We start from the raw sequence: 24,622 nt of genomic DNA, 5'->3' as shown, positions 1-24,622 counted from the left end.
GGCCGAACCGGCGCACACCCGGGTCAAGGGTATCCGACTATTGGACAGCAGGCACTTTCCGCGTTGGGTGCGGGCCCGCGTCAACAGCCGCGGTGGCACTGCTGGGCGGGGTCACCAACCGACGGCTTCATGGAACCGCCGGTCGAATTCGTCTGCCAGGGAAGCGGCATACGCGGTGGTCAGGTGGTTGTCGTCCAGGAAGACATAGGTGTTGCCCACAACAGGGCTGCATATGCCTTCCGGGCAGATCAGATCGGAAAAATCGAGGAGGGTAATCCCTGCGGCGTCCTCCGCCGTCGGCAAATTCGGCGACTGCTTGTCCACCAGGGGCGCGGTGCACGAATCGGCACCGTTGGTCTCGGCGCAAACCTGCATGTTGAAGGGGAAGCGGGGATTATCCCGGACGCCAATGACGTCAATCCCTTCCCCTGCAAGCTTCTGCGCGGCTTCCGGAAGTCCCTCCACCAGCGGATCCGCGGCGTCTTCAGGCATGGCGGCCGTTGCGACCGCAATCACCGCATCGGGTTTCATTTCCAGCGCGTACTCCGTGGCAGCCTCGTTGAAGCGGTTGCAGTCCTCCGAGCGTGAAGCAACGGTGTCACCATAAACACATCCGCCCTTCAGCAGCGCGATGACACGGTAGTCATGGGCCTGGGCCATGGGCTCCACTGCCTCGATCCACTGCTGGGCATGCGAACTGCCGATAATGAGGACCGTCCGCTTCGCCGAGTCGGTGTTCGGCGTGCTGAAGCAGATGCTGGTCAGCACCGGGTCCGTGGGTCCGTCCGGGACGTCCGAGCATTCCTGCGGGAGGGAGCCCCAGCTGTCCGGGTCCGTCGAGGACACGGACCGGACCGGCACCCCCGTGGGCTCGCCGTCGTAATCCGGTGCGAGGACACGGGCCCCCGGGTAATTGAGCTCGGCTTCGGCCTGGAGCCTGTCATCGGCGGACTTGAGGAGGTACTGGCCGCTTGCCAGCGGCACGGCCACTATGGCCAGGCATGCCGCTATCACCACGGCGGACCGGCGCCAGGTTCCGTGCCGTTCCCCTGCCCGGACAGGCTTTTCCACAAAACGCGTCGTCAGGGCCGCAAGGATCAGCGAAAGGCCGAGGATGAGTGCACCGCCCACCAGGCCAACCTCCTGGCGGCCCCGCCAGGCGAGGTAGATCACCAGTATGGGCCAGTGCCAGAGGTACAGGGCGTAGGACATATCCCCCATCCGCACCAGCGGCCCCCAGGAGAGGACGCGGTCCGCACCGAAGCGGCTGCCCGTCTGTCCTGCGATGATCACCAGGGCGGCTGCCGTGAGCGGCCACAGGGCTACGAAGCCCGGGAACTGTCCCTGCACGTCAAGGATGAATCCGCCGCTGAGCATGGCTGCCAGGCCGATCCATCCGGCTGCGACCCGTAATCCGCGGCCGGGCTTCAGATAGGGAATGGCCAGAGCTAGGAGGGTTCCGAAGGCAAATTCCCACAGTCGCGTTCGGGTATCGAAGTAGGCATGGGCCTGGTTCGTGTAGGTCTCGTAGACCGAAAAAACCAACGACACCGCGAACACTGCTCCGAAGACGCACAGGACAACGCGCCGGAAGCGCTGATGCGCAATCCGGGCGATGACGGCGGAAAGCGCGAACAGCAGGGGCCACAGGATGAAGACCTGGCCTTGGACCGAAAGTGACCAGAAATGCTGGAACGGGCTGGCAATGCTGTGGTCGGCGGCGTAGTAATCCACCGAATCCGCGGCCAGGGCCCAGTTCTGGACATACAGCAGCGATGACCACGCCTGCGAAAAGATCTCGGCCCAGCGGCTTCGGGGAACAAACAGGACCGTGGCGGCGAGGGTTCCCACAATGACGACGGCCGCGGCCGGCAGCAGACGGTTGAAAACGTGCGTCCAATAGTGCCTCAGCTGCAGGCTCCGGCCGGCTTCGCCCTTCCGGAGGAAGGACAGCGAGAGCAGGAAGGCGGAGACCAGGAGGAAGACGTCCACGCCGCCGGACACGCGGCCCAGCCAGATGTGGTAGCTGGCGACCATCAGTACCGCGAGCGCCCTCAGGCCCTGCACCTCCGGCCGAAAACCGGGCTTGGCTGCTTTTACGGGCGGGGAGGGCTGGTCTACAGCATGCGGTAGAACCGGGTACGGGTGAGTCACACTAGCCTTTCTGATGCCGAAAATCCCCCCCAGCAGTGTACCGCTGGCGGACAACCCTCCCTCCACAGACGAAGGCGGCGAAAAAGTTATCCCCCGCAGCGGCGGGCATGGCACCGAACGAGCTCCGGATTTCCGTAGGCTCATCCCTCCATACGCCGTTTCGCATTCTCCGGAGGATGCCATGGAAGGACATTTGCTTCATGTGACCCTAGCAGCGGGACCGGGAGGTTCCCATGCGGACCCGCCCGGCCTGCCGAGTCTCCGTGATCTGGTGATCAACCTCTCGGAAAAGTCCTCGGGAGCCTCAGTGACGTCCATGCTCGAGGAGCGCTACGGGCCCGCCCGCTATACAGTCCAGGGCACGAGGCTGCAGGAGCTGACCCCGGGCAGGGCTCCGCTGGTCAACGGCGCTGTCATCCTGCGCAGCGCAGGTCCTGCCGGAGCACACCTTCCGGCAGACGCACCGCCGCAGACGCCCGCTCCCCTGCTACTGATTGTGTGCTCCGGCCCTGATGCCGGCGGCATCACGGACCTGCAACGGGGGACCTACAGCATCGGCCGGGAACTACAAGCCGACTCCGGGCGGGCACACCGGATCGGCATCGCCGATCCGGCCCTTTCCCGACACCACGCAGAGCTTGTGGTGGGAGCCGAATTCGTGACCGTCCGTGATCTTGGCTCTGCCAACGGCACCTGGGTCGACGGACGGCGTGTGCGAACAGCCACGGTGGATACGGATTCCATCCTGCGGTTCGGCTACAGCCAGTGCCGGTTACTCATTCCAGGGGCAGAACACGGGGACGGGACCGTTCCGGAGGATCCCTTCATCCCGCTTACCCTCAGGTTCCCCGAACAAGGGCAAAAGACCGGCCTCCTCTTGGTCTCCGCACTGCTGCCGCTCCTGCTTGGCGTGGTGCTGGCCGTGGCGACAGGCATGTGGATGTTCCTGGCTTTCAGCGCACTGTCGGCGGTGACGGCAGTGCTGGGCGCGGCAGGGGCCCGGCGGCGGCGGCGCAATCAGGCAGCGGCAATCGCCTGCGCCGCGAAGGAGGACGGAGACCGGCTCCGCCGGGCGGCACCGGATCCCGGAACACGGGCACTGGGCGCCCTTCCCGGTCCCCCGCCGCCGGGGGATGCAGGTTCCGCCCCGGTGTATCCGGTCCGGATCGGTGCGGGCACCGTGCCCGCAAACCTTGAGGTGCTGCCGCCGCGCGCAGACTTCACGCCCCCGCAGATTCCCGCTGCTCCGATTGTCCTCGCGCTCGGCAGGGACCGGGACATTCGGCTGGACGGTCCGGACCGGGAGCTGGCCGGCTTGGGCCGGACACTCCTGTTCCAGGCGGCAGCAGCACTGGTGCCCAATATTGTCTGCATCGGAACCGCCTCGGAGCTCGAACCACATGCGAGGTTCCTGCCCGGGGTCGCGCTGGCGGCACTTCCGCCGGCTTCCCCCTCGGCTGTCGAAGCTGCCATCCGGGTCCTCGGCCCAATCGTCTCCCCGCCCGCACCGGGCGCCGCGGCAGGGCAGTCCGCACTGGTGCTGTTCATCCACGCGTCCTGGGCGGAATACGCCGGGCAGCTGCTCCCGGCATTTCCCGAAGCCCGGCGCCCATTTGTGAGTATTATCCGGTTCGGCGGTCCTCCCGCCCCGGTGTCCGTCACGCTGCTGGCAAACCGTGGAACGCTGGTCGCCGCCGGCCGGAGCACGGACTTTGTCCCGGATCTGATTCGACCGAAGACCTTCGAACGCCTGTGTCGTGCCCTTGCTTCCCGCTCGCCTTCGGACCCCCGGCAGAACCCGGGCGGAACCGGGGGAAGCCGGGAGCTGCCGTCCGCCGCGGCTTTCGACGACTGTCATCCCGCCGGGTCCGTCGAAGCGCTCCTGCACCGCTGGCAGGCCCCCGGACCGGGACCTGCCGCCGTCGTGGGCCGGTCATCCTCGGGCCCGGTGCGTCTGGACCTGGATCATGACGGCCCGCATTTCCTGGTGGCCGGAACCACGGGGTCCGGGAAATCCGAGTTCCTGCGCGCCTTCATAGCCTCCCTGGCCACGCTGCATCCACCCTCCGATATCAGTGTTCTCCTGATCGATTTCAAAGGCGGCTCCGGGCTCGGCCCGCTTGCTGCGCTGCCCCATACGGTGGGTTTCCTGACCGACTTTTCCGCAGAGAACGTGGCCCGGGCCCTAAACTCCCTGAGAGCAGAGGTCAAACGCCGCGAAGCCCTGCTTGCCGTTGCCGGAGCAGACAACCTTTCCGCCTACAACTCCTGCCGTCCCGCGACGGAAACGGTCCCCAAGCTGCTGGTGGTGGTTGACGAGTTCCGCATGCTGGCCGAGGAAGTGCCTCATGCCCTGCCCGAGCTAATGCGGATAGCGGCCATCGGACGCTCGCTCGGCCTGCATCTGCTCCTGGCCACTCAGCGGCCGCAGGGTGCCGTCACCACCGATATCCGCGCGAATATCACCACCAGCGTTGCACTCCGGGTCCAATCCGCCGCAGAATCCCGGGACGTCATCAATGCCGACATCGCATCCGCCATCCCGCCGGACCTTCCGGGCCGGGCCTATGTCAGCAGTGGCGGCAGGCCTCCGTTGCTGTTTCAAAGCCTTTCAACGGCCCTGCGGAGCGGCACCGATGACAGCCCCCTGAAGGAACTGCCCGAGCATTTCGCCGCATGGTCCGCCGGCGCCCGGCCCCGGACAGGAACGACGGCGGATCCGGAGGCTCTCTCCGGGCTCGTCTCGGCTATCCGGGAAGCCGCCGTCACCGGGGGCCATCACGTTCCCTTCCATCCGGTCTGTCCTCCGCTGCCACCTGCCCTGACAAAGGATCTGCTCGCGGATTGGTGTGTCCCCGCCGGGGCACCCCCGGACGGGCTGGTACTGGGCCTGCTGGACGATCCGGAGCGGCAGGGCCAGAGGATCCTGGCGTGGGATCCCGGCATCGATTCACATCTGGCGGTACTCGGAGCTCCGAGGTCGGGCGCACCCGATTCGCTCGCCCTTATCGCCGCAGGGCACGTCACCGGGTTATCCGGACGGCACCTCTACGTCCTTGATTCGGACGGCAGCCTCGCCTGGCTCGCGGCCGCGGAGCAGACCGGCGCCTACGTCGGCCCGCAGGACGTCGAACGCGCTTCCCGCGTGCTGGCCTACCTCGCCGCCGATGTTCTGCACCGCCTCGATCCGGAAGCATCCCCGGGCGCCGCATTCGAGGGCGGAACACCGGCCGCCGGAGTCCCCGGGACGCCGGCAGCCGCGGGATCTGTTGCGGGGGCGACGCTGATCATCACGGGATGGTCCCGCTGGTGCACGGCTTTTCGCTCGGGCCGCGGGTTGACCGGCGAGGAGGATCTGTCAGACCTCGTCAGGGACGGCGAACGCGCGGACATCGCCGTGGTTCTGGCCGGGGACCGTGAGGTCCTCAGCGCGAGGTTCTTTCCCCTGATCCCGAACCGGCTGTACTTCCCGGCCGACGCAAGCGCTGAGACACTGCTGACCTGGCCCCGCCTGCCTCCGATGGACCGGATCCGGGGGCGTGCCCTGGTCCAGGGGCGGTGCGGAACCGCCGAGGGACTCACGGCCCAACTGCTTGCGCCGGATAGTCCGCCTGCGCCCGAGCTGATGCTGCCGCTGCCGTCCGGAGTCCGGCGGCCGCACCGGATTGAGCGTCTCCCTGCCTTTGCCGCTCCGGAGGCGCTGGAACAGTCTCTGTCTGCAGACCGGCTGCCTGTGGGCATCTGCGGTGACGAACTGGGGACCGCGGCAGTCCGGCTCCCGCCCGGTGCGGTCTTCCTCGTCGCCGGTCCGCGGGGCTCGGGCAGGACGTCGTTCCTGCGCCAGCTCCATCGGGCCGCCGATGCTTCACTTGAATCTCACATGGTGTCGATGCAGGAGGATGCCGGGGCGGTGCTGTCCATGTTGGAACAGCCCGGGAAGGATCTCCGCGGCCTTCTGCTCCTGGTGGATGATGCAGAGTCCTTCCCTGCCGCAGTCCACGGGAAGCTGGCACAGCTGCAGGGCCGCGGTGCGAGGATCGTACTCGCCGCCGTGCCCGGGCATCAGCTGACGACGCGCGTCCCGCTGGCCCTGCAGGTCCGTTCGGCACCGCACGGGGCGCTGCTTCGACCCGCTTCCCCGGCGGACGGCGACATTTTCGGAGTTCGGATCAGCCCGGGGAGCCGCCGTCCGCCGGGCCGGTGCTTCCTCATCGACGGAACGGAAGTGGTGGAGGCACAGACCGCCTATGCACCCGCCGGGTGAACCGGTCCCGCCGGCCGCCCTGGCAGCGCGCCCTGCGGCGCGGCCGGGACACCGGGAACCAACCTAGAAGGTCTTGCCGCTGTCCGTGAGCCTGCTGGTGTGCTCCAGTACCGGCTTCGTGAACAGCAGCAGCAGGACCGCTGCTGCCGGCAGGAGCAGGACGAGGCCGGGCAGGATCAGCCCTGCCTGCAGGGTCGGAACCGCGAGGATGACCACGAAGAGCTGCCAGACCAAAGCAGCGGACCGGGTCCACCGGTAGCCCCGGAAGAAGAAGTGCCCTACCACCAGCAGCCAGACGGCGAGGGCTACGGCAAACACCAGAGTGAAGACCGCCCCACCCAGGGACAACGGCGCCGAGGTCGCCAGCTGATAGCCGTACCAGGCAGCGAAGCCGAGCAGGCACAGAGCTTCAAGAACCAGTACCGCGGAGATGATAAAAACAGCGGGGGCACGCTGCGCGCGGCGGGGATTTTGGGATGTTGACACACTGGCAGACTACCGGACCCGGCCAGCTGCCGGGCCCGTGGCCTGCCCGTTCCCCCACCCGGCACGGGGCACCTGCGAAACCCTCGTGTGACGCATCCCTCAGCCTCGCGGGCATATTCGCAGCCCTTAACCCCTTGTCTGGTGTGGACTGACGTGCCACGCTAGTAAGAGGAAAATCAGGGGCCGAAACCGGCCCCTTTAGTTTGTAGTTGCTCGTGAATGTTTTCACAAACACGTAGGAGTCAACTTTTCAGAGGAGATAGTGATCAACATGGATTGGCGGAGCCGCGCAGCTTGCCTGGACAAAGATCCGGAGCTTTTCTTTCCCGTGGGCAACACCGGCCCGGCTCTTCTTCAGATTGAAGAAGCCAAGAGTGTCTGTCGGCGCTGCCCGGTGATCGACACGTGCCTGCAGTGGGCAATCGAGACCGGCCAGGATGCCGGCGTCTGGGGCGGCATGAGTGAAGACGAGCGCCGTGCGTTGAAGCGCCGCGCTGCCCGCGCCCGCCGCGCCTCCTAAGCAGGATTTACCGGCACGGATGCCGGATCATCGAAGGGCCGCTGCCATTGGCAGCGGCCCTTCGTCGTCTCCCGGTGCGCCGGGCCCGCCGTCTCCCCCGGGCGTGCCTCAGCTGCGGCGGTACTCGGTATCCAGGCCCATGTCGATGCGGACTTCCGTGCCGCCCGCCTCGCCGGCCAGCCATTCGATGGTCCCGTCGAGTTCGCTCTGGACCAGGGTGCGGACAATCTGCAGGCCGAGTCCCTCATGCCTCGGTCCCGGCGGCAGCCCCACGCCGTCGTCGGTCACCGTCACGGTGAGCCGTTCCTCCCGGCCTTTCTTTCCGTGCCGAAGGGCAGCCAGGCCAACGGTGCCCCGCCGTCCCGCCAGCCCGTGTTCGACGGCGTTGGTCACCAGCTCGTTAATGACCAGAGCCAGTGGAGTGGCCAGGTCGCTGGGGAGTTCGCCGAAGGATCCCTCGCGGCGGGTGCGGACCTCCTGCGTCGGAGAAGCGACCTCGGCCGACAACCGGAACTGCCGGTCAATCAGCTCGTCGAAGTCCACGTTCTGCGTCAGGCCCTGTGACAGGGTCTCGTGGACCAGCGCGATGGTGGACACCCGCCGCATCGCCTGGGCCAGGCCCTGCTGGCCTTCCTCGCTCTCCATGCGCCGTGACTGCATCCGCAGCAGCGCTGCGACGGTCTGGAGGTTGTTCTTCACCCGGTGGTGGATTTCACGGATGGTAGCGTCCTTGGACACCAGTTCCATCTCGCGCCGGCGCAGCTCGGAGACATCACGGCACAGCACCAGGGCGCCGAAACGCTCCTTTTCGTCCCGCAGCGGGATCGCCCGCAGGGACAGGCTGACCCCGCGCGATTCGATTTCCGTCCGCCACGGCATCCGGCCGGTGACCACCAAAGGCAGCGTTTCATCGACCATGCGTCGGTCCTTAAGCAGTGCCGTGGTGATTTCCGCCAGGGACCGCCCCTCGAGCGTCTCCATGTCGCCGAGCCGGCGGAAGGCGGAGACGCCGTTGGGGCTGGCGTACTGCACAACACCCTCGGCATCGAGGCGGATCAGCCCGTCGCCCACCCGCGGGGCACCCCGCCGGGACCCCGTGGGCGTGGCAAAGTCCGGCCACAGGCCCAGGGTTCCCATGCGCAGCAGGTCATACGCACACTGCCGGTAGGTCAATTCCAGGCGGGACGGCATCCGGGAGCTGGACAGGTCCATGTGCGACGTCACCACCGCCAGGGTCCGGCCGTTGCGGACAAATGGAATGGCCTCCACCCGCATGGCCGTCTCGGCAGTCCAGCTGGTTTCGCTCGACCGCTCGATGTGCCGGCTTCGATAGGCAGCGTCGACCAGGGGGTGCAGGTCCGCGCGGATGCGTTCGCCGACGAAGTCGCTGTGGAACACCGTGTGCGACGTCGAGGGCCGGGCATGTGCCAGAGCCACGTAGCCGCCGTCGGGCACGGGGAACCACAGCGCAAGGTCGGCAAAGGCAAGGTCCGCAACCAGCTGCCAGTCGCCCACCAGCAGGTGCAGCCATTCGGCGTCGCCCGGACCGAAGTCTGCGTGGTCCTTGATTGGATCGGTGAAGATTGCCACTGATACTCCGGACTAGCGGCGGACGATGGAGCGAAGCAGGCGAAGCGCAACCGAGAGGGACGCCATGTCATCCTGCTCAAGGTGGTTCACTTCGTTGAACATCTTGGAAGCACGTCCCAGGTGGTCGGCGTTTTCCTCTTCCCAGATGTGCAGGCGCTCCTGCGGATCCGTGCCTGACCGGTCAGGGGTGGCTTCCAGGACAGCCACGGTCATATCCGCAACGGTCGAGTACAGATCATCCCGCAGTGCGGCCCGGGCCAGCGACTGCCACCGGTCCTCGCGGGGCAGCTTGGTGATCCGGTTCAGCAGGTCGTCAATGTCGTATTTGTCATAAACGGCGTAGTAGACCCCGGCGACTTCCGCGGCCGGTTCGCCGCTTGCCCTGCTGGCCAGCACGACGTCGAGCAGGCCGAAGGATTCGAACTGTTCGGCCCAGTATTTGCCGAGCTCCGTCGGGATATCCAGCTCACGGGACTTTTGCAGCATTGCTTCCACCCGTTCCGCGTCCCCGCCGCGGAGGTACCGCGACAGATCGGCGAGCAGCGGCTGGAGGACCGGCCTGAACGCCTCGATGTCCTCGGTGATCGTTGTTCCCCGGCCCACGTGGTTGACGAACCAGCGCACGGCACGGTCCAGCAGCCGGCGCAGGTCCAGATGGATCATGGACCAGGTGTCGGTGGGGAAGCCGGCGGGCAGCGACCCCAGCTCCGCGAGGACCTGGTCGATTCCGTAGATTTCCCGCAGGGCCGTGAAGGCGCGGGCAGCCTCCGCTTCGGTGGCGGAGGTTTCCTCGATCACCCGGAAGGCGAAGGTGATGCCGCCGATATTGATCATGTCGTTGGCAACCACGGTGGAGATAATCTCCCGCCGCAGCGGATGGGTGTCCAGCTGGTCGCCGAACCGCTCCACAATCTGCTTCGGGAAGTACCGCCGCAGGGTTCCGGCGAAGTACGGATCGTCCGCCAGGTTCGAGCGGGTGAGCGCCTTCGTCAGCTCAATCTTGGCGTAAGCGGCCAGCACGGCGAGTTCAGGTGAGGTGAGGCCCTCCCCCGCTGCGATGCGTGCGTGCAGTTCGTCGTTGCCGGGCAGCGCCTCTAGCCTGCGGTCGAGATCGGCGTTTTCCTCGAGCCAGTCCATCAGGCGCTCGAAGCTCGGGTTCGCTTCCAAGACCCGCTGCCGGTCATTGAGCAGCAGCATGTTCTGGTCAATGTTGTCCTGCAGGACCAGATGGCCGACTTCGTCCGTCATGGAGTGCAGGAATTCCGCGCGCTCCTCCGGGTCCAGGCGGCCGGCGGCAACCATCCGGTCCACGAAGATCTTGATGTTGACTTCGTGGTCCGAGCAGTCCACGCCGGCGGAGTTGTCGATCGCGTCGGTGTTCAGGATGACGCCGGCACGGGCCGCCTCGATGCGCCCGCGCTGGGTCATGCCCAGGTTTCCGCCTTCACCGACCACCTTCACCCGCAGGTCCCGGCCGTCCACGCGGATGGCGTCGTTGGCTTTGTCGCCCACATCGGCCGAGGTTTCCGCGGAGGACTTCACGTAGGTGCCGATCCCGCCGTTGTAGAGCAGGTCCACGGGTGCCGTCAGGATGGCCCTGAGCAGCTCCGGCGGGCTCATCTTGGTTGCCGAGGACGGCAGGCCCAGCACTTCGCGGACCTCGGCCGAGAGCGGGATGCTCTTGGACTGGCGAGGGAAGATCCCGCCGCCGGCGCTGATCAGGGACTCGTCGTAGTCCGCCCAGGATGAGCGCGGAAGCTCGAACAGGCGCCGCCGCTCGGCATGGGACCGGGCAGCGTCCGGATTGGGATCCAGGAAGATGTGGCGGTGGTCGAAGGCCGCCACGAGCTTGATGTGTTCGGACAGCAGCATGCCGTTGCCGAAGACGTCGCCGCTCATGTCGCCGACCCCCACCACGGTGAAGTCCTGCTTCTGGGTGTCGATGCCCAGTTCGCTGAAGTGCCGCTTGACCGATTCCCAGGCGCCGCGGGCGGTGATGCCCATGGCCTTGTGGTCATAGCCCACGGACCCGCCGGAGGCGAAGGCGTCACCGAGCCAGAAGCCGTACTCCGCGGAAATGGAGTTTGCAATGTCGGAGAACGACGCCGTTCCCTTGTCCGCGGCGACCACCAGGTAGCTGTCGTCGCCGTCGTGGCGGACCACGCGTTCGGGCGGCACTACCTCCTCGCCGGACTCCTTCACCACCAGGTTGTCGGTGAGGTCCAGCAGACCCCTGATGAAGGTGCGGTAGCTGTTCTTGCCTTCCTCCATCCAGGCACCGCGGTCCACGGCAGGATCGGGCAGCTTCTTGGCGTAGAACCCTCCCTTGGCGCCGGTGGGCACGATGACGGCGTTCTTCACCGTCTGTGCCTTGACCAGGCCGAGGATCTCGGTGCGGAAGTCCTCGCGCCGGTCGGACCAGCGCAGCCCGCCGCGGGCCACCTCGCCGAAGCGCAGGTGCACACCCTCCACCCGGGGGGAATAGACCCAGATTTCGTACTTCGGCCGCGGGAACGGGGCACCGTCAATCGCGCCGGTATTCAGCTTGAAACTGACGTACGGCTTGTCCTGGTAGAAGTTCGTGCGCAGCGTGGCGTTGATCAGGGTGGCGAAGGTCCGCAGGACACGGTCGGCGTCAAGTGTCGGCACCTTCTCCAGACCGGTTTCCAGCGCGGCCCCGGCCTGCTCGACGGCGGCGCGGCGCTCATCCTCGGTCAGGTCCGGATCGAACCGCCCCTCGAACAGGGCTATCAGGGCATGCGCAACGTCCGGGTTGGCCAGCAGCGTGCCGGCCACGAAACCGTAGGAGTTTGCCGTGCCGACCTGGCGCATGTACTTGGCATACGCCCGGAGAATGACCACCTGACGCCAGCGCAGTCCCTGCCCGAGGATCAGCCGGTCAAAGGCATCGGACTCAGCGGTGCCGGACAGGCCCGCCCGGAACGCTTCGGCCAGGAGGGTGCCGGTCTGCAGCGGGTCGATGCCGGCGGGGTACACCAGGCCCAGGTCATACAGGTAGAACCCGGTGCCGTCGCCCCGCAGGATCTCGTAGGGCCGTTCGTCAAGGACTTCCATCCCGAGGTTGTGCAGGAACGGCAGGATCTGGGTCAGCGACTTCGGCTCGGTCAGGTAGAGCTTCAGGCGGGCGTCTGCAGGACCTTCACCGTCCGCCGCCGTCGGAATGTAGACGAACAGTTCCGGAGCGGTGTCCGGCTGGGCCAACCGGGCCTCGAACCGGGCAATGTCCTCGAGCGCGTCCTCGACTTCGTAGGCCACCCGGTAGGCGGCAGGGAAGGCGTCGGCCCACAGGGCAGACAGTTTTTCCGCTTCCGGGCGGGCGAACTTGGTCCGGACCACCTCTTCAATGCCCTCGCTCCAGGACCGTGTGGCCTGCACGAGGCGTGCCTCCAGCGCCGCGGAATCCACCTCGGTGATTTCCTGGCCGCGGGGAAGCCGGATCCGGAAGAACAGGCGGGCCAGCGCGGATTCTGTCATCCGCGCCTCGAAATCGATGGACTCGGCATTGAACGTGGCCCGCAGCTCGTCCGTGATCCGGAGCCGGACCGGCGTCGTGTAGCGGTCCCTGGGCAGGAAGACGATTGCGGACATGAACCGGCCGTAGATATCCGGCCGGAGGAACAGCCGGGTCCGGCGCCGCTCCTGCAGCCGGAGGATGGCCAGCGAGGTGTCCAGCAGAGTTGACGGGTCAATCTGGAAAAGTTCGTCGCGGGGGTAGGTTTCCAGGATGGAGAGCAGGTCCTTGCCCGAGTGCGAATCCGCCGGGAAACCGCAGGTGCGCATGACGTCGCGGATCTTGTCCCGGACAATCGGGATGCTGCGCACGGAACCGGTGTAGGCCCCGGTGGCAAAGAGCCCGATGAAGCGGCGTTCCCCGTTGACATTGCCCTGCTCGTCAAACCGCTTGACCCCGAGGTAATCCAGGTAGGCGGGACGGTGCACCGTGGAGCGCGAGTTGGCTTTGGTAATGACCAGGGCACGCTTTTCACGTGCCTTGGCACGGCCAGCACCGGTCAGCCGCTGGACCCGCCGGGTGGAATGCAGGCGCAGCAGCCCCAGGCCGGTGTCCTCAGTGGGGCGGAGCGCGTCTTCCCCGTCTTCGGTAATCAGGTCGTATTCGCGGTAGCCCAGGAAGGTGAAGTTGCCGTTGTCCAGCCACGTCAGCAGTTCCCGTGCCTGCTGCAGGTCGGGAATGTCGCGCGCGCCGGGCACGGTCTCCAGGGAACGGGCTATCTCGTGCACCTTCGTCCGCATGGCGGGCCAGTCAGCTACGGCAACACGGACATCACCGAGGACTTTCTGCAGGCGGTCAACGAGCTCGGACCGCTTGTCCTCGCCGGTGATGCGGGCGACCTCGACGGCAATCCAGGATTCCACCCGCGTGGTGCCGCTGTTTCCGCCCAGCAGGTCGGCCAGGTTGGGGAGGGCAGCCGTGTCTCCGCTGGAGACACCGGCAGCTGCGGGAACACGCTGCACCTGCTGCAGTTCACCCGTCCGCGGATCCCGGGTGGCCAGGAAAATCGGATGGACGACGAGCCGGATCGCGGCGTTCCGGCGCACGATCTCTGCGGTGACGGAGTCGACGAGGAAGGGCATGTCGTCAGTCACAATCAGGATGACGCTGGTGTCGCCCTGGTCCAGGACGTCGACGACGGCGGTGCCTTCGGCGCGTTTGAGCGCCAGTTCCATGTGCTTCTGCGCCCGCTCCCTCAGGACCGGCGGAGCATAGGCCTGCGCATCTTCACGCGCCAGGTGCTCGTAGTAGTTCCCGATGAATTCATCAAGGGAAGTGTCCGAACTGAAAAGATCCGCAATGCGGGATCCTGACGACATGTAATACGCCTCCGATAGTACCTACGTCCAACTGCGCCGTTGCAGCCTCTTCCTATTGAGCCTAGCCGCGAATACGCGAAAGGTCACTTTGCCCCGATCCGGGGTGCGCCGCGGCGTCGCCGGGGTGTCTGCACGCCGGCCAGTTCCGCTATGGCGGCACGCAGGGGCGAGCCGGGCGCCGTTTCCAGCAGTGCCGTCCCGGAGAGCAGGGAGGCGTCGGCGGCGGCGTAATCGGCCGGAAGGAAGGCGGTGATTCCCCCGCCCGGCCCGAACCGTTCCCAGACGCCGCGCAGCTGGCTCTCCGGCTGCCGTCCGACGGAGGAAGCCCGAACCTTGTTCAGGACGACGCGCGGTTCGAGGCCCGGAACCGCCTCGGCCAGGTCCGAAAGGGCACGGACAAGACGCGGAACTCCGACGGAATCGGCCGTCCCCACGGCATACACGGTGTCCGCCGCTTCAAGCAGCAGCAAGGTGGAGGCATTGCGCCGCGGGGCCATGGTGTCGAAGCTGAGTTCCTCGTCCGTTTCGAGTGAGAATCCGCAGTCCACGACGGTCAGGTCTGCGCTCCGCCGGGCCGCGGTGAGGACGCCCGAGAGGGCGGCAGGACGCAGTTCCACCCACCGGTCCGAGCGGATGACCCCCGTCAGCACTGACAACCGGCGCCCGCGGAGGGAAACGCCGGTCGAGAGCCTGCGCAGCGCGGCGTCGTCGAGCAGCCCCTGATCGGCCAGGCGGCAGGCCTGGGCAAGTCCCGCGGATTCATCGAGCAGGCCCAGGCTGACGGCCACGCTGGCGCCGTAGGTGTCGGCGTCGATAAGGAGCACTTCTGCACCCGCCGCTGCCGCCTCGGCAGCCAGGTTCACTGCGAGCGTGGTCCGGCCCGGGGCACCCGCCGGTCCCCAGACAGCGGTGACGGTGCCCCGGCGGCCGTCCGGTTCCGCTGCCTCTTCCGGACCCGGATCGGCGGCCCCTGATCCGAAGGAAGCAGCCGGGTCCGCGAAGCTGTTGCCGGCCGCCGTCCGCGGGCCGTCCAACGGCTCCTCCAGGGCCTGCACTGCCGCGGAAATCATTTCGGCGAGCACTCCCGGGTGGACGCCGCCGGGAGCATTGACAATGCGAAGGGCGTCCAGCCGCTGCCGAAGGACCGGATCGTCGGCGAGCGCCACGAGCGCCACTCCGGCGGCGGCCAGGCGTTCCGCCAGTGCCGCGGTGAGGTCCCCTGCCTCGTCGGCGACGACGGCGGCGCGCACGGTTCCGCTCTGGGAAACGGCTATGAGCTCCGTCAGCTCGGTGCACCGGCGAACCACGGTCACGGGCCCCTGCAGCCGCTCCAACCCGTCAAGGGCATCGGCGGTGGCGGCCCCGACGGTGGCGACGGGAATATTCACGGGCCCGGAGTGGGGTTGTGGACCACGGTGATCTTGGCCTGGTTGGACAACGCGCTAAGCAGCAGCGGCAGATCGGAGTCATCCACCAGGACCAGCAGCTCCGTACTGCGGGTGGCTCCCAGCGCGGACTCGGTCACGGTCAGTTCCGATATCTCCGCGGACTCGATCAACTGCTTCGGTTCCGCGAACCCGTTCCGCGCGTTGGGCATGGCCGCCCAGATGTCCACGCGTGATCCCGCCTCCGTGCTGGCCGGCAACGGGTCCTCAATCCGCAGGCCCACCGGTTTGCGGTCCAGTTGGTCCGGTTCGACCAGGGAGGACCGTGCAACCAGTTCACCCTTGCGGAGCGCGGCCCCCGCGACGGAATTCTCCGGTATCCCCGAGGCAACGGGCAGGTAAAGTTCCTCCGCATTGCCGAGCCGGACCGGCACCGCGAGCAGGTCACCGGCACGGAGGGGCGTACCCGGAGGGACATCATGGGAGACGGCATAGACCTCCGTTGTCCGGTCGGCGCTGTCCACCAGGGTAACGACCCCTGCAACGGAGCCGAGTACCAGCAGGATCCCCAGCAGAAGCCGGGGGTCCCGCCAGGAAGGTTTGCGCAGCCGTGCCGCTGACGGTTCCGCACCCCGTGCGCGGTCGGTTAGGTGCAGGCTCATGCTCCCCCGTTTCTCCCCTGGTTTCCTGCTGCCCGGACCGCGGCAGCGACTGGGGTCATTGTGGGGGAACTGCGCGGGGAAGCAAACGGTGGTTTGGAGGAAAGTCGAATCTGTGGATAACCTCCGGGTACTATGCTGCCGGTGTCACACTGGTGCTGCGTGGTAATCAACGGGTGCAAACCGCAGGAGTGCGGTACGGAAGGTGAGCGGCATGGGCGATAAGAGATTCCTGACACTGGCCGATGTCGCCGAAGTGCTGAACATTTCCTCTTCACAGACGTATGCCCTGGTCCGCAGCGGCGAGCTTCCGGCGATCCAGATCGGGGGAAGGGGCCAGTGGCGGGTCGAATCCCAGCAGCTGGAGGATTACATTGCCCGCGCCTACCGGAGGTCGGCTGCCGCGGTGCGGCAGGGCATACCGCTGGAGGAAAACGCCGGGAGCTGAGCCGGGTTCAGGCCGGACGGGGACCCTTTTCCCTTCCTTCCGTCAGTTCCAGCCGTTTCGCTGGGAAAGCACCGCTGCCACGGTGGCTGTCGGAAGGACGTAAACCCCGGTGACGTTGGTGCTGCGGCGCGGCAGATCCGACGGTGTGACTGCCAGCTCGAGGAAGTCGCTGCCCACGCGGTCGATGGTTCCGTGCAGGGCACGTTCGGCTGCTGCCCCGGCCGAGCGGATCACCACCGGGCTTCGGTCCCTGGCGATGCTGCGCAGCGCGGACGCCACCCCCAGCCGCACGTGTCCTGCCGGACCGCCCGCGAACCGGTCCATGCCCCTGATGGCAACTACGTGCGACAACACCGCCAGGACTGCGCCGCGCTCCTGCTCCAGCACTACCCACCCTTCCCCCACATGCCGCAGGATTCCCTGCACTGTTCCGGCCGCCCCGAGCTCGAAAAGCAGCTCCCTTCCGCTCTGGCTGCGCAGCCTGTCCTGGAGACGGATGCCGCCCAGTTCCATCCGTACGCGCTCCGAAATCTCGCTTTCCGCGGCCAGCCCGGCAGCTGCGGCCAGCTGTGCCTCCATGTCCCCGAACAGGGCATCCCATCGCATCGCCCAAGGTTAGCGTCCAGAGAGGATGCCGACCACTCTGGACAGCAACCGAAGCGAAGTGTAGACACGGGCATCACATGAGTCATACGGCACCAAATACGCAGAAAACCGACCAAGCAAGCTAATCGGCACCAAACTCATCAAATGAGCCTAAACGAGCAGGACGACCTGCTTTTGCTCACTCTCCAGAACGGAGAACGCCATGACCGGAATGACCTCCCGCCCCGGGCTGGCTGCGGATGCCCTTGTCACCGCAGGCATTGCGGCCGCCGGCGTGATCCTGCTGTGGTGCGGGTCCAGGATCCAGCCCGAGGCCTTGGGAACAGGTGTCCCCCTGCTCTCCCCTCACCGGGGAGCGGGGCTTTCCGGAACAGCCCTGACACAGATCGCCGGCCTGGGAGCGGCGTCAGCAGGGGTACTGCTGACCCTCTGGTGGACGGCAGGGTTTGCCTGCGCGCTGGCGGGGTGCCTCCTTCACCGTTCCGGGTTCCGGAGCGCGGGCAGGCGGACGCTGGCCCTGGCGCCCGGGCCGCTGCGGCGGCTGGCATCGGCCGCACTGGGGATCTCGCTGGCTGCCGGGGGCCCCCTGGGAGCACTGCCCGCCGCATCCGCTTCCGCCGCAGCTGTCTTCCAGGCCACCGGCTCCGGGACCGGTTCGCCGCTGGTCGTCCCGGGGCCGGAGGCGGTTGCTGCACGGCCGGCCGGCGGACCGGAAGACACGGCGGACACCGTCTCTCCGCTGTGGCGGCCTTCTCCCCCGGCTTCTTCCCCACCGGACGGCGGCCTGCTGACCGGGACTCCCCGCCGCGATGAACGGGAGGTGGTGGTGGCCGCGGGAGACACCCTCTGGTCGCTCGCTGCAGCCCAGCTTGGGCCACAGGCCACGGACGCTGAGACTGCCGCCCACTGGCCCCGCTGGTACGAACTGAACAGGGAGGTTATCGGGCCTGACCCGGGCCTGATCCATCCCGGCCAGGTCCTGGCCGTTCCACCCCCGTGATGTGTTCCCCGCCTGCAGCCGACCCGACCGTTTCCATCAGCACTGCCCAGCACTTCCGCGAGAGGAAAGGACGCACCATGACCAGCGTGATATTCCTACCCGCTCCCGATGCCCCGCCTGCATCCCCGGGCCCACCGGCTGACGGAGCGTCCGGACCCATCGCCGTCTATCTGTCCCCCTCCCGGGAGGTGCTTCCCGCCCCTGTCCCCGCCACACCCCGCGAACGTTGCCGCCGGCCGGCGGATCCGTCTCCAGGTCCCGCACCGGGAGCCGGGAATTGGACCTCGTCCCCGGAAGACGACACCCGGGTCAAAGCGATCTGCCAATCGGTGGCGCTGGCGGCGCTGGAAGTGCTGGCCGGCGTCCGTCCGTTGCAGCAGATGGCCCGCTGGCTGGATCCGGACAACTATGAGCGGCTGCAGATGCGTGCCAACCTCGTCCGGGGGCTGCAGCAGGATCCACGGACACGGTCCAGGACGGCGCCGGATCCGCAGCTGCTGCACCGCGGCGTGCGGATCCGCTCCTGCCGCCTCTGCCCCGTGTCGGAGGGAATCTACGAGGCCGCGGTGGTGGTCGTGGAACACGAAAGAGCCCGCGCCGTCGCGCTGAGGGTTCAGCTGCGGCGCGGGCTCTGGAAAGTCACTGCCCTGGAGATCGGCTAGGCCCGGGGGCCCGGCCGATCCAACCGGTCACTTGCGTCGTTTGGGTTTCTTGCCCGCAGACTTGTTGGCGTTCCGGGCGGACGGCTGCGCAGTGCCGCGTGATGCGGTGCGCTCCACCCTGGTCTCCACCCCACCCTGGCTGTCCGGTGCGGTGAACTGCAGGCTGGCCGGCTGCTTCGGCTCCTCCAGCCCCGCTGCTTTGATGACCGGGGCGGCCACGACGCCGCGGGCGTCCTTGATGCCGGACAGTGCCGTCGCAGCCGGGGCCGCGGGCTGGCTGACCTGCACATCGGCGTTGAACAGGTACCCGACGCTTTCTTCGCGGATGGCTTCCATCATCGTCTGGAACATCACGAATCCCTCGCGCTGGTATTCCACCAGGGGATCGCGCTGGGCCATGGCCCGCAGGCCGATACCTTCCTTCAGGTAATCCATCTCGTAGAGGTGCTCCTGCCACTTGCGCCCGATGACGGACAGCACCACGCGGCGCTCAAGTTCCCGCATGGTGGCTGAGCCGAGGGCTTCCTCGCGGGCCTGGTAGGCCAGCTTCGCGTCGGAGAGGATTTCCTTGTGCAGGAAGTCGCTGGAAAGCCGGGACCTGCCGCCGGCCTCCTCGACCACCTCGTCAATGGTCAGGCTGATCGGATACAGCGTCTTGAGGTTGGTCCACAGCTGCTCCAGATCCCAGTCGTCGCCATGGCCCTCAGCGGTCGCCTCGTTGACCACGGCGGTGACGACGTCCTCCAGGAAGAAGCTGATCTTCTCCTGCAGGTCGTCACCTTCCAGGATGCGGCGGCGGTCTCCGTAAATCGCCTCGCGCTGGCGGTTCAGGACGTCGTCGTACTTCAGGACGTTCTTGCGCTGTTCGGCGTTGCGGCCTTCGACCTGTCCCTGCGCGTTCTGGATGGCCTTGGACACCATCTTCGATTCCAGGGCGACGTCGTCGGGCATCGACGCGCTGTTCATGATCCGTTCCGCGGCACCGGAGTTGAACAGGCGCATCAGGTCATCGGTCAGGGAAAGGTAGAAACGGGATTCGCCCGGGTCGCCCTGCCGCCCGGAGCGGCCCCGCAGCTGGTTGTCGATGCGGCGCGACTCGTGGCGTTCGGTGCCGAGCACGTAGAGCCCGCCGAGTTCAACCACTTCCTGCTGCTCGGCGGCGACGGCCTCGCGTGCCTTCTCGAGGGCGTCAGGCCAGGCGGCTTCGTAGTCCTCGGGGTTCTCGTTCGGGTCCAGGCCCCGCCGTTCCAGCTCGGCAATCGCATTGAACTCGGCGTTGCCGCCGAGCATGATATCGGTGCCGCGGCCTGCCATGTTGGTGGCTACCGTGACGGCTCCCTTGCGTCCGGCCTGCGCGACGATGGCGGCTTCACGCGCGTGGTTCTTCGCGTTGAGGACTTCGTGCCGGATGCCTGCCTTGGCCAGCTGCTTGGAGAGGTACTCGCTTTTTTCCACGCTGGTGGTGCCGACGAGCACCGGCTGGCCGGACGCGTGGCGCTCGGCAATGTCCTTCACGACGGCGTCGAACTTCGCCACTTCGTTTTTGTAGATCAGGTCGGACTGGTCAATGCGGGCCATGGGCTTGTTCGTCGGAATGGGCACCACACCGAGCTTGTAGGTGCTCATGAACTCGGCGGCTTCGGTTTCGGCCGTGCCCGTCATGCCGGCGAGCTTTTCGTAGAGGCGGAAGTAGTTCTGCAGGGTGACCGTGGCGAGGGTCTGGTTCTCGGCCTTGATGACCACCCCTTCCTTGGCCTCGATCGCCTGGTGCATGCCCTCGTTGTACCGGCGTCCGGCGAGGATGCGGCCGGTGTGCTCGTCAACGATCATGACTTCGCCGTTCAGGACCACGTAATCCTTGTCCCGCTTGAACAGTTCCTTGGCCTTGATGGCGTTGTTCAGGAAGCCGATCAGGGGAGTGTTTGCGGCCTCGTACAGGTTGGAGATGCCGAGGTAGTCCTCAACCTTTTCGATGCCCGGTTCGAGGATGCCGACGGTCCGTTTCTTCTCGTCCACCTCGTAGTCCGTATCGATCGTCAGCCGCTGCACGACCTTGGAGAATTCGGTGTACCAGCGGTTCACGTCGCCGCTCGCCGCGCCGGAGATAATCAGCGGGGTACGGGCCTCGTCAATGAGGATGGAGTCCACTTCATCGACGATGGCGTAGTGGTGGCCGCGCTGCACCAGCTCGGCGGCGCTCCAGGCCATGTTGTCGCGCAGGTAGTCGAAACCGAACTCGTTGTTGGTTCCGTAGGTGATGTCGGCGGCGTACTGTTCACGCCGGGTGGCAGGGTCCTGGTTGGAGAGGATGCAGCCGCTGGTCATGCCGAGGAAGCGGAAGACGCGCCCCATCAGGTCGGACTGGTACTCCGCCAGGTAGTCATTGACCGTGACGATGTGGACGCCGCGTCCGGTCAACGCATTGAGGTAGGCCGGTGCCGTGGCCACCAGGGTCTTGCCTTCACCGGTTTTCATTTCGGCAATATTGCCCAGGTGCAGGGCGGCGCCGCCCATCAGCTGGACATCGAAGTGCCGCATGCCGAGGGTACGGCCGGCGGCCTCGCGGACAGCGGCAAAGGCTTCGGGAAGGAGATCGTCGAGGGACTCCCCGCCCTTGTAGCGCTCTTTGAGGCGGTCCGTTTCACCCCTGAGCTCGGCATCGGTCATGCCCTTGAACTCGTCCTCGAGCACGTTGATCGCGTCGGCGTAGTTACGCAGTGTCTTCAGCGTTTTCTTGTCGCCGGTGCGAAGAACTCGTTCGAGTAGTGATGCCACTGATTTGCTCCCAATCTAGTTGCCGAAATCTGGCGTCCCCAGTCTACGTGAGAGACGTACGGTGACGGTCCGTTGTTCCTTTATGACCGTTATTCCCTGCATACTGCCAGCTTCAGTGCGGGAGCCAGGTCTCCCGCGGGCTTCACCATTATCTGCCCGAGCCCCAGCCACTGTGCCATGAGCCGCAGCTCCGCGGCGAGTTGACGCGCCGTATGCGGAGGTGCCCCGGGTTCCGAATAGGCTGCCTGCACAAGCAGCATACCCGCGGCACGGTCCGCTTTGAGGTCCACCCTGGCGACGAGTTCCTCCCCCAGGAGGAACGGGAGCACATAGTAGCCATACCTTCGGGCTTGCAGCGGCGTATAGATTTCGATCCGGTAGTGGAAGCCGAAGAGTTCTTCGACCCTGCGGCGCTCGAAGATGAGCGAATCGAACGGACTCAGCAGTGCCTGGCCGGATACTGTCCGGGGAACCGTCGCTTCTGCATGCAGATACGCCGGCTGCCGCCAGCCGGCGACCTCCACCGGCTGCAGGATGCCCTTTCCCGCCAGGACCTCGGCTGCGGCAGCGGTCTCCCCCAGCTGGAGACGGAAATAGTCGGCGAGCCCCCGGACCGTGGAGATGCCGTGGGCCCGGGCTGCAGCCTCGGTCAGCCGCAGCACCGCCTGCTCCGGGTCGGACGGTTCCAACGCAGCAGCGCCGGCAGGATGGATGGCCGCGGTGGGAGCATACAGCCGTTCGAACTGCGGCGTCCGCCCGGCGGATCCGATCAGGCCGGCGGCAAACAGGTCCTCCAGGACACGCTTGGCGGCGTTCCAGTTCCAGCCCCAGTCCGAGGTATCCCGGGCCGTGCTGTGTCCCAGCAGCCCCATCACCTGGCGGGACGTCAGGGGCCTGCCGGCACCCGACAACAGGCCCAGGATGCGGTGCCGCAGGTCCTCGGCCAGCTCCGGCGGCAGGGAGCCGGCAGTCATCCAGGTACGCCGCTGGACGGCACGCAGATCCGCGAACAGCCCGGGCCGGACAAAGCTTGCCTCGTGTGCCCAGTATTCGACCATCCGGCGCGGCCTCCGGGTCCCCATCCGATCCAGGAGTGTCTGGTCGTAGGGACCCAGCCGGGAAAACAGCGGCAGGTAATGGCTGCGGGTGAGGACATTCACGGAGTCGATCTGCAGCAGGGCCAGCTTGTCAAAGGTACGGCCCACCTGCCTTGAGTTAACAAGGCCGGTGGGCCGTTCCCGTGCCAGTCCCTGCGCCGCCAGCGCGGTGCGGCGGGCCTGACGGAGCGAGAGCCGGGTTTTCATCCCCTTATCCTAGGGGCCTCCGGCCGGACGGTCAGGCAGTGGCGCGGCCGTCCGTGGGCGTTTCCGCCACGCGGTAACCGCGGGTTTCCTCCCGGGGCTCTTCCGCGCCGTCGGCGCACTTGGAGTCCAGGGAGATGATTCCGTAGGTCCAGCCGCGGCGGCGGTACACCACCGACGGCGCACCCGTGGCGGAATCCACAAACAGGTAGAAGTCGTGGCCGACCAGCTCCATATTGTCCACGGCATCGTCAAGGCTCATGGGGGCACCCGGGAAAACCTTGCGGCGGATCAATACGGGGCATTCACCGGTGACTTCATCGGCTGCCGTGTCCTCGGCGTCCTCTTCGCTCTCCGCCGAGGCCGCAGCCACCTGCGCGTAGAGCGGCTCGGACGTGCTTACGGGACCGAGATCAGCGGTGGCAACCCGGACGGGTATCGGTGCGTGACGTCCGTGGTGCACCTTGCGCCTGTCACTTGCCCGGCGCAGCCGTTCCAGCAGCTTTCCGTACGCGAGGTCGAACGCCGCGAACTTGTCCCCGGATGTTGCCTCGGCACGGACTACCGGGCCACGTCCGGTGACCGTGATTTCCACGGTGAGGGCGCTGTCAGCGTCCCGGACGTTACCCTGCTTCGTGACCCTGGCTTCCACTCGTTGAACCTTGTCGCCGAGCGCTTCCACTTTGCCGATCTTCTCTTCGGCGTATTCGCGGAACCGGTCCGATACTGCAACGTTACGTCCGCTGATCATGAATTCCATGGTGCCCTCCAATAGATTTCGGTGACACAACAACGGCCGCTGTCAGTTTCCTTCGCGACCGTTGCCGCAGGATAGCCCCGCTACTTGAAGCTATCCATAACCAACACGTTAGATCACTGCCGGGCTTTATTCACGTCTCACGATTCCGTTTCCACTGCCCGTGGAATCGCCCCCGGAACGGCAGCGATTGCGGGGCCAGTGTTACGCGACGGGGCGGGCGTTGCCGCTATGACCGCTGCGCCGAGGACCGTCGCCCCTGCGGCGCGCAGCGCCCGCACAGTCTCCGCAATGGTGGCCCCGGTGGTCAGCACATCATCCACCACGAGGCAGTTGACTCCGGCCAGGGCACCGGGCGGACCGGCGGTCAGGGTACCGCGGACGCTGCGCCGCCTCGCTTTGCGGCTGAGGCCCTTCTGCGGGCCCCGGGACCCCGCAGGGCCGGGACCGGACAGACCCGGCACCGGCGCGCCGGCTTTCCACAGCCGCCGCAGCGTTTCCGCCGGGCCGTGGGCTTTTACCGGCGAGACCAGGAACGCCACCGTGCAGCCGGCCGGCAGCAGCTGCCGGTACTGGAGCCGCCTGAGCAGCAGTGCCAGCGGAATATAGCCGCGTTTCCGGCGCGAGGCCGCGGTGCCGGGAACCGGCACCAGGACCAGTGGAGGACTTCCGCTGTCCCGCCTCATCCGGAGCACCGATGCCTGCACGGCGCCGGCCAGCACCGGTGCGAGGAACCCCGCCAGGTCGGTGTGTCCCCGGTTCTTAAAGGCCAGCAGTGCCCGGGCGAGGCCGCCGGTGTACAGTCCAGCGGCCATCACCGGCAGCGGAGTAAAGGACGCGTCGCCGCAGCCGCCGGACGCCGTGCCGGGCGGACCCGTCCCCGGTTCCGGGGCTGCAGGTTCCGCTGCGGGAAGGGCATCCGCACCCTCCTGTGCAAAATACGGATGCAGTGTGCCGCGGCGGATCCGCCCGGCACAACCGCTGCACAGCGAGCTGTCCGGGGCTCCGCACACCACGCAGCAAACCGGTGCCAGCACTGCGGCAAGTCCGGCCGCGGCGGCGGCGCATCTCTGTCCCGGACGGGAGTACAGCAGCCGGTCCAGCTGCCGGAGTGGCATGTCCATCGCTTCAGTCTGGAGCGGCGGCGGGAAGGCAGCGCCGGCC

The 24,622-nt window shown here is 66.9% G+C and carries 16 protein-coding genes; 5 read left to right on the top strand and 11 right to left on the bottom strand.

Annotated elements, in window-relative coordinates; genetic code table 11:
• Nucleotides 1–111 precede the first annotated feature (111 nt).
• Entirely contained in the window at nucleotides 112–2,067 is a 1,956-nt protein-coding gene (locus tag GD627_RS05680) for an acyltransferase family protein (protein WP_246165323.1), read from the bottom strand.
• A 289-nt stretch (nucleotides 2,068–2,356) separates the two neighbouring features.
• Here GD627_RS05680 and GD627_RS05675 point away from each other — a divergent pair, with 289 nt between their 5' ends.
• Complete coding sequence (locus tag GD627_RS05675; protein WP_194265969.1) at nucleotides 2,357–6,418, top strand: FtsK/SpoIIIE domain-containing protein; 4,062 nt, start codon at nucleotides 2,357–2,359, stop codon at nucleotides 6,416–6,418.
• A 63-nt stretch (nucleotides 6,419–6,481) separates the two neighbouring features.
• Here GD627_RS05675 and GD627_RS05670 read toward each other — a convergent pair whose 3' ends face one another.
• Nucleotides 6,482–6,904, bottom strand: coding sequence for a hypothetical protein (locus GD627_RS05670; RefSeq protein ID WP_246165322.1), 423 nt, complete (start codon nucleotides 6,902–6,904; stop codon nucleotides 6,482–6,484).
• A 271-nt stretch (nucleotides 6,905–7,175) separates the two neighbouring features.
• On the opposite strand from GD627_RS05670, the gene GD627_RS05665 reads away from it, so the two are divergent.
• Nucleotides 7,176–7,424 (top strand): WhiB family transcriptional regulator, encoded by a 249-nt coding sequence (locus GD627_RS05665; RefSeq protein WP_055239553.1) that lies wholly within the window; start codon nucleotides 7,176–7,178, stop codon nucleotides 7,422–7,424.
• Nucleotides 7,425–7,532: 108 nt separating this feature from the next.
• Here GD627_RS05665 and GD627_RS05660 read toward each other — a convergent pair whose 3' ends face one another.
• The 4 genes from GD627_RS05660 to GD627_RS05645 all read right to left on the bottom strand — a co-directional run bounded on the left by GD627_RS05660 (nucleotide 7,533) and on the right by GD627_RS05645 (nucleotide 15,912).
• Complete coding sequence (locus GD627_RS05660; RefSeq protein WP_152271640.1) at nucleotides 7,533–9,014, bottom strand: sensor histidine kinase; 1,482 nt, start codon at nucleotides 9,012–9,014, stop codon at nucleotides 7,533–7,535.
• Between the two features lie 12 nt (nucleotides 9,015–9,026).
• On the bottom strand, nucleotides 9,027–13,865 hold the full coding sequence (locus GD627_RS05655; protein ID WP_152271639.1) for an NAD-glutamate dehydrogenase: 4,839 nt from the start codon (nucleotides 13,863–13,865) through the stop codon (nucleotides 9,027–9,029).
• Nucleotides 13,866–13,948: 83 nt separating this feature from the next.
• On the bottom strand, nucleotides 13,949–15,253 hold the full coding sequence (locus GD627_RS05650) for a CpaE/TadZ family protein (RefSeq protein ID WP_152271638.1): 1,305 nt from the start codon (nucleotides 15,251–15,253) through the stop codon (nucleotides 13,949–13,951).
• The gene (locus GD627_RS05645) at nucleotides 15,250–15,912 is read right to left on the bottom strand and encodes a hypothetical protein (RefSeq protein ID WP_152271637.1); all 663 of its coding nucleotides are present in this window, start codon (nucleotides 15,910–15,912) and stop codon (nucleotides 15,250–15,252) included. The genes GD627_RS05650 and GD627_RS05645 overlap by 4 nt, the downstream gene beginning before the upstream one ends.
• A 211-nt stretch (nucleotides 15,913–16,123) precedes the next feature.
• On the opposite strand from GD627_RS05645, the gene GD627_RS05640 reads away from it, so the two are divergent.
• A complete protein-coding gene (locus tag GD627_RS05640; protein ID WP_146361425.1) occupies nucleotides 16,124–16,357 on the top strand; it encodes a helix-turn-helix domain-containing protein in 234 nt (77 codons plus the stop codon).
• A 42-nt stretch (nucleotides 16,358–16,399) separates the two neighbouring features.
• Here the strand turns inward: GD627_RS05640 and GD627_RS05635 are convergent, their stop codons facing one another.
• On the bottom strand, nucleotides 16,400–16,963 hold the full coding sequence (locus GD627_RS05635; protein WP_152271636.1) for a hypothetical protein: 564 nt from the start codon (nucleotides 16,961–16,963) through the stop codon (nucleotides 16,400–16,402).
• 202 nt (nucleotides 16,964–17,165) lie between these two features.
• Here GD627_RS05635 and GD627_RS05630 point away from each other — a divergent pair, with 202 nt between their 5' ends.
• On the top strand, nucleotides 17,166–17,963 hold the full coding sequence (locus GD627_RS05630) for a LysM peptidoglycan-binding domain-containing protein (protein ID WP_152271635.1): 798 nt from the start codon (nucleotides 17,166–17,168) through the stop codon (nucleotides 17,961–17,963).
• A gap of 77 nt (nucleotides 17,964–18,040) precedes the next feature.
• Nucleotides 18,041–18,625 carry an Rv3235 family protein gene (locus tag GD627_RS16765; protein WP_246165321.1) on the top strand — a complete coding sequence of 195 codons (585 nt, stop codon included), beginning with the start codon at nucleotides 18,041–18,043 and terminating at the stop codon, nucleotides 18,623–18,625.
• Between the two features lie 27 nt (nucleotides 18,626–18,652).
• Here GD627_RS16765 and secA read toward each other — a convergent pair whose 3' ends face one another.
• The 4 genes from secA to GD627_RS05605 all read right to left on the bottom strand — a co-directional run bounded on the left by secA (nucleotide 18,653) and on the right by GD627_RS05605 (nucleotide 24,582).
• Nucleotides 18,653–21,400, bottom strand: a complete 2,748-nt coding sequence (gene secA, locus GD627_RS05620) for a preprotein translocase subunit SecA (RefSeq protein ID WP_152271634.1) — start codon at nucleotides 21,398–21,400, stop codon at nucleotides 18,653–18,655.
• A gap of 89 nt (nucleotides 21,401–21,489) precedes the next feature.
• Nucleotides 21,490–22,704: a winged helix-turn-helix domain-containing protein gene (locus GD627_RS05615; RefSeq protein ID WP_152271633.1), complete on the bottom strand. Its 1,215-nt coding sequence runs from the start codon at nucleotides 22,702–22,704 to the stop codon at nucleotides 21,490–21,492.
• A 31-nt stretch (nucleotides 22,705–22,735) separates the two neighbouring features.
• Nucleotides 22,736–23,461: a ribosome hibernation-promoting factor, HPF/YfiA family gene (gene hpf, locus GD627_RS05610; protein WP_146361421.1), complete on the bottom strand. Its 726-nt coding sequence runs from the start codon at nucleotides 23,459–23,461 to the stop codon at nucleotides 22,736–22,738.
• Nucleotides 23,462–23,598: 137 nt separating this feature from the next.
• Nucleotides 23,599–24,582 (bottom strand): ComF family protein, encoded by a 984-nt coding sequence (locus tag GD627_RS05605; RefSeq protein ID WP_152271632.1) that lies wholly within the window; start codon nucleotides 24,580–24,582, stop codon nucleotides 23,599–23,601.
• Nucleotides 24,583–24,622: the final 40 nt, after the last annotated feature.

It is taken from the genome of Arthrobacter yangruifuii, from assembly GCF_009192775.1.
GTDB classification, from domain to species: domain Bacteria; phylum Actinomycetota; class Actinomycetes; order Actinomycetales; family Micrococcaceae; genus Arthrobacter_B; species Arthrobacter_B yangruifuii.
The sequence above is the reverse complement of the archived record's forward strand: the minus strand, read 5'-3'. Positions and strand labels throughout refer to the sequence as shown.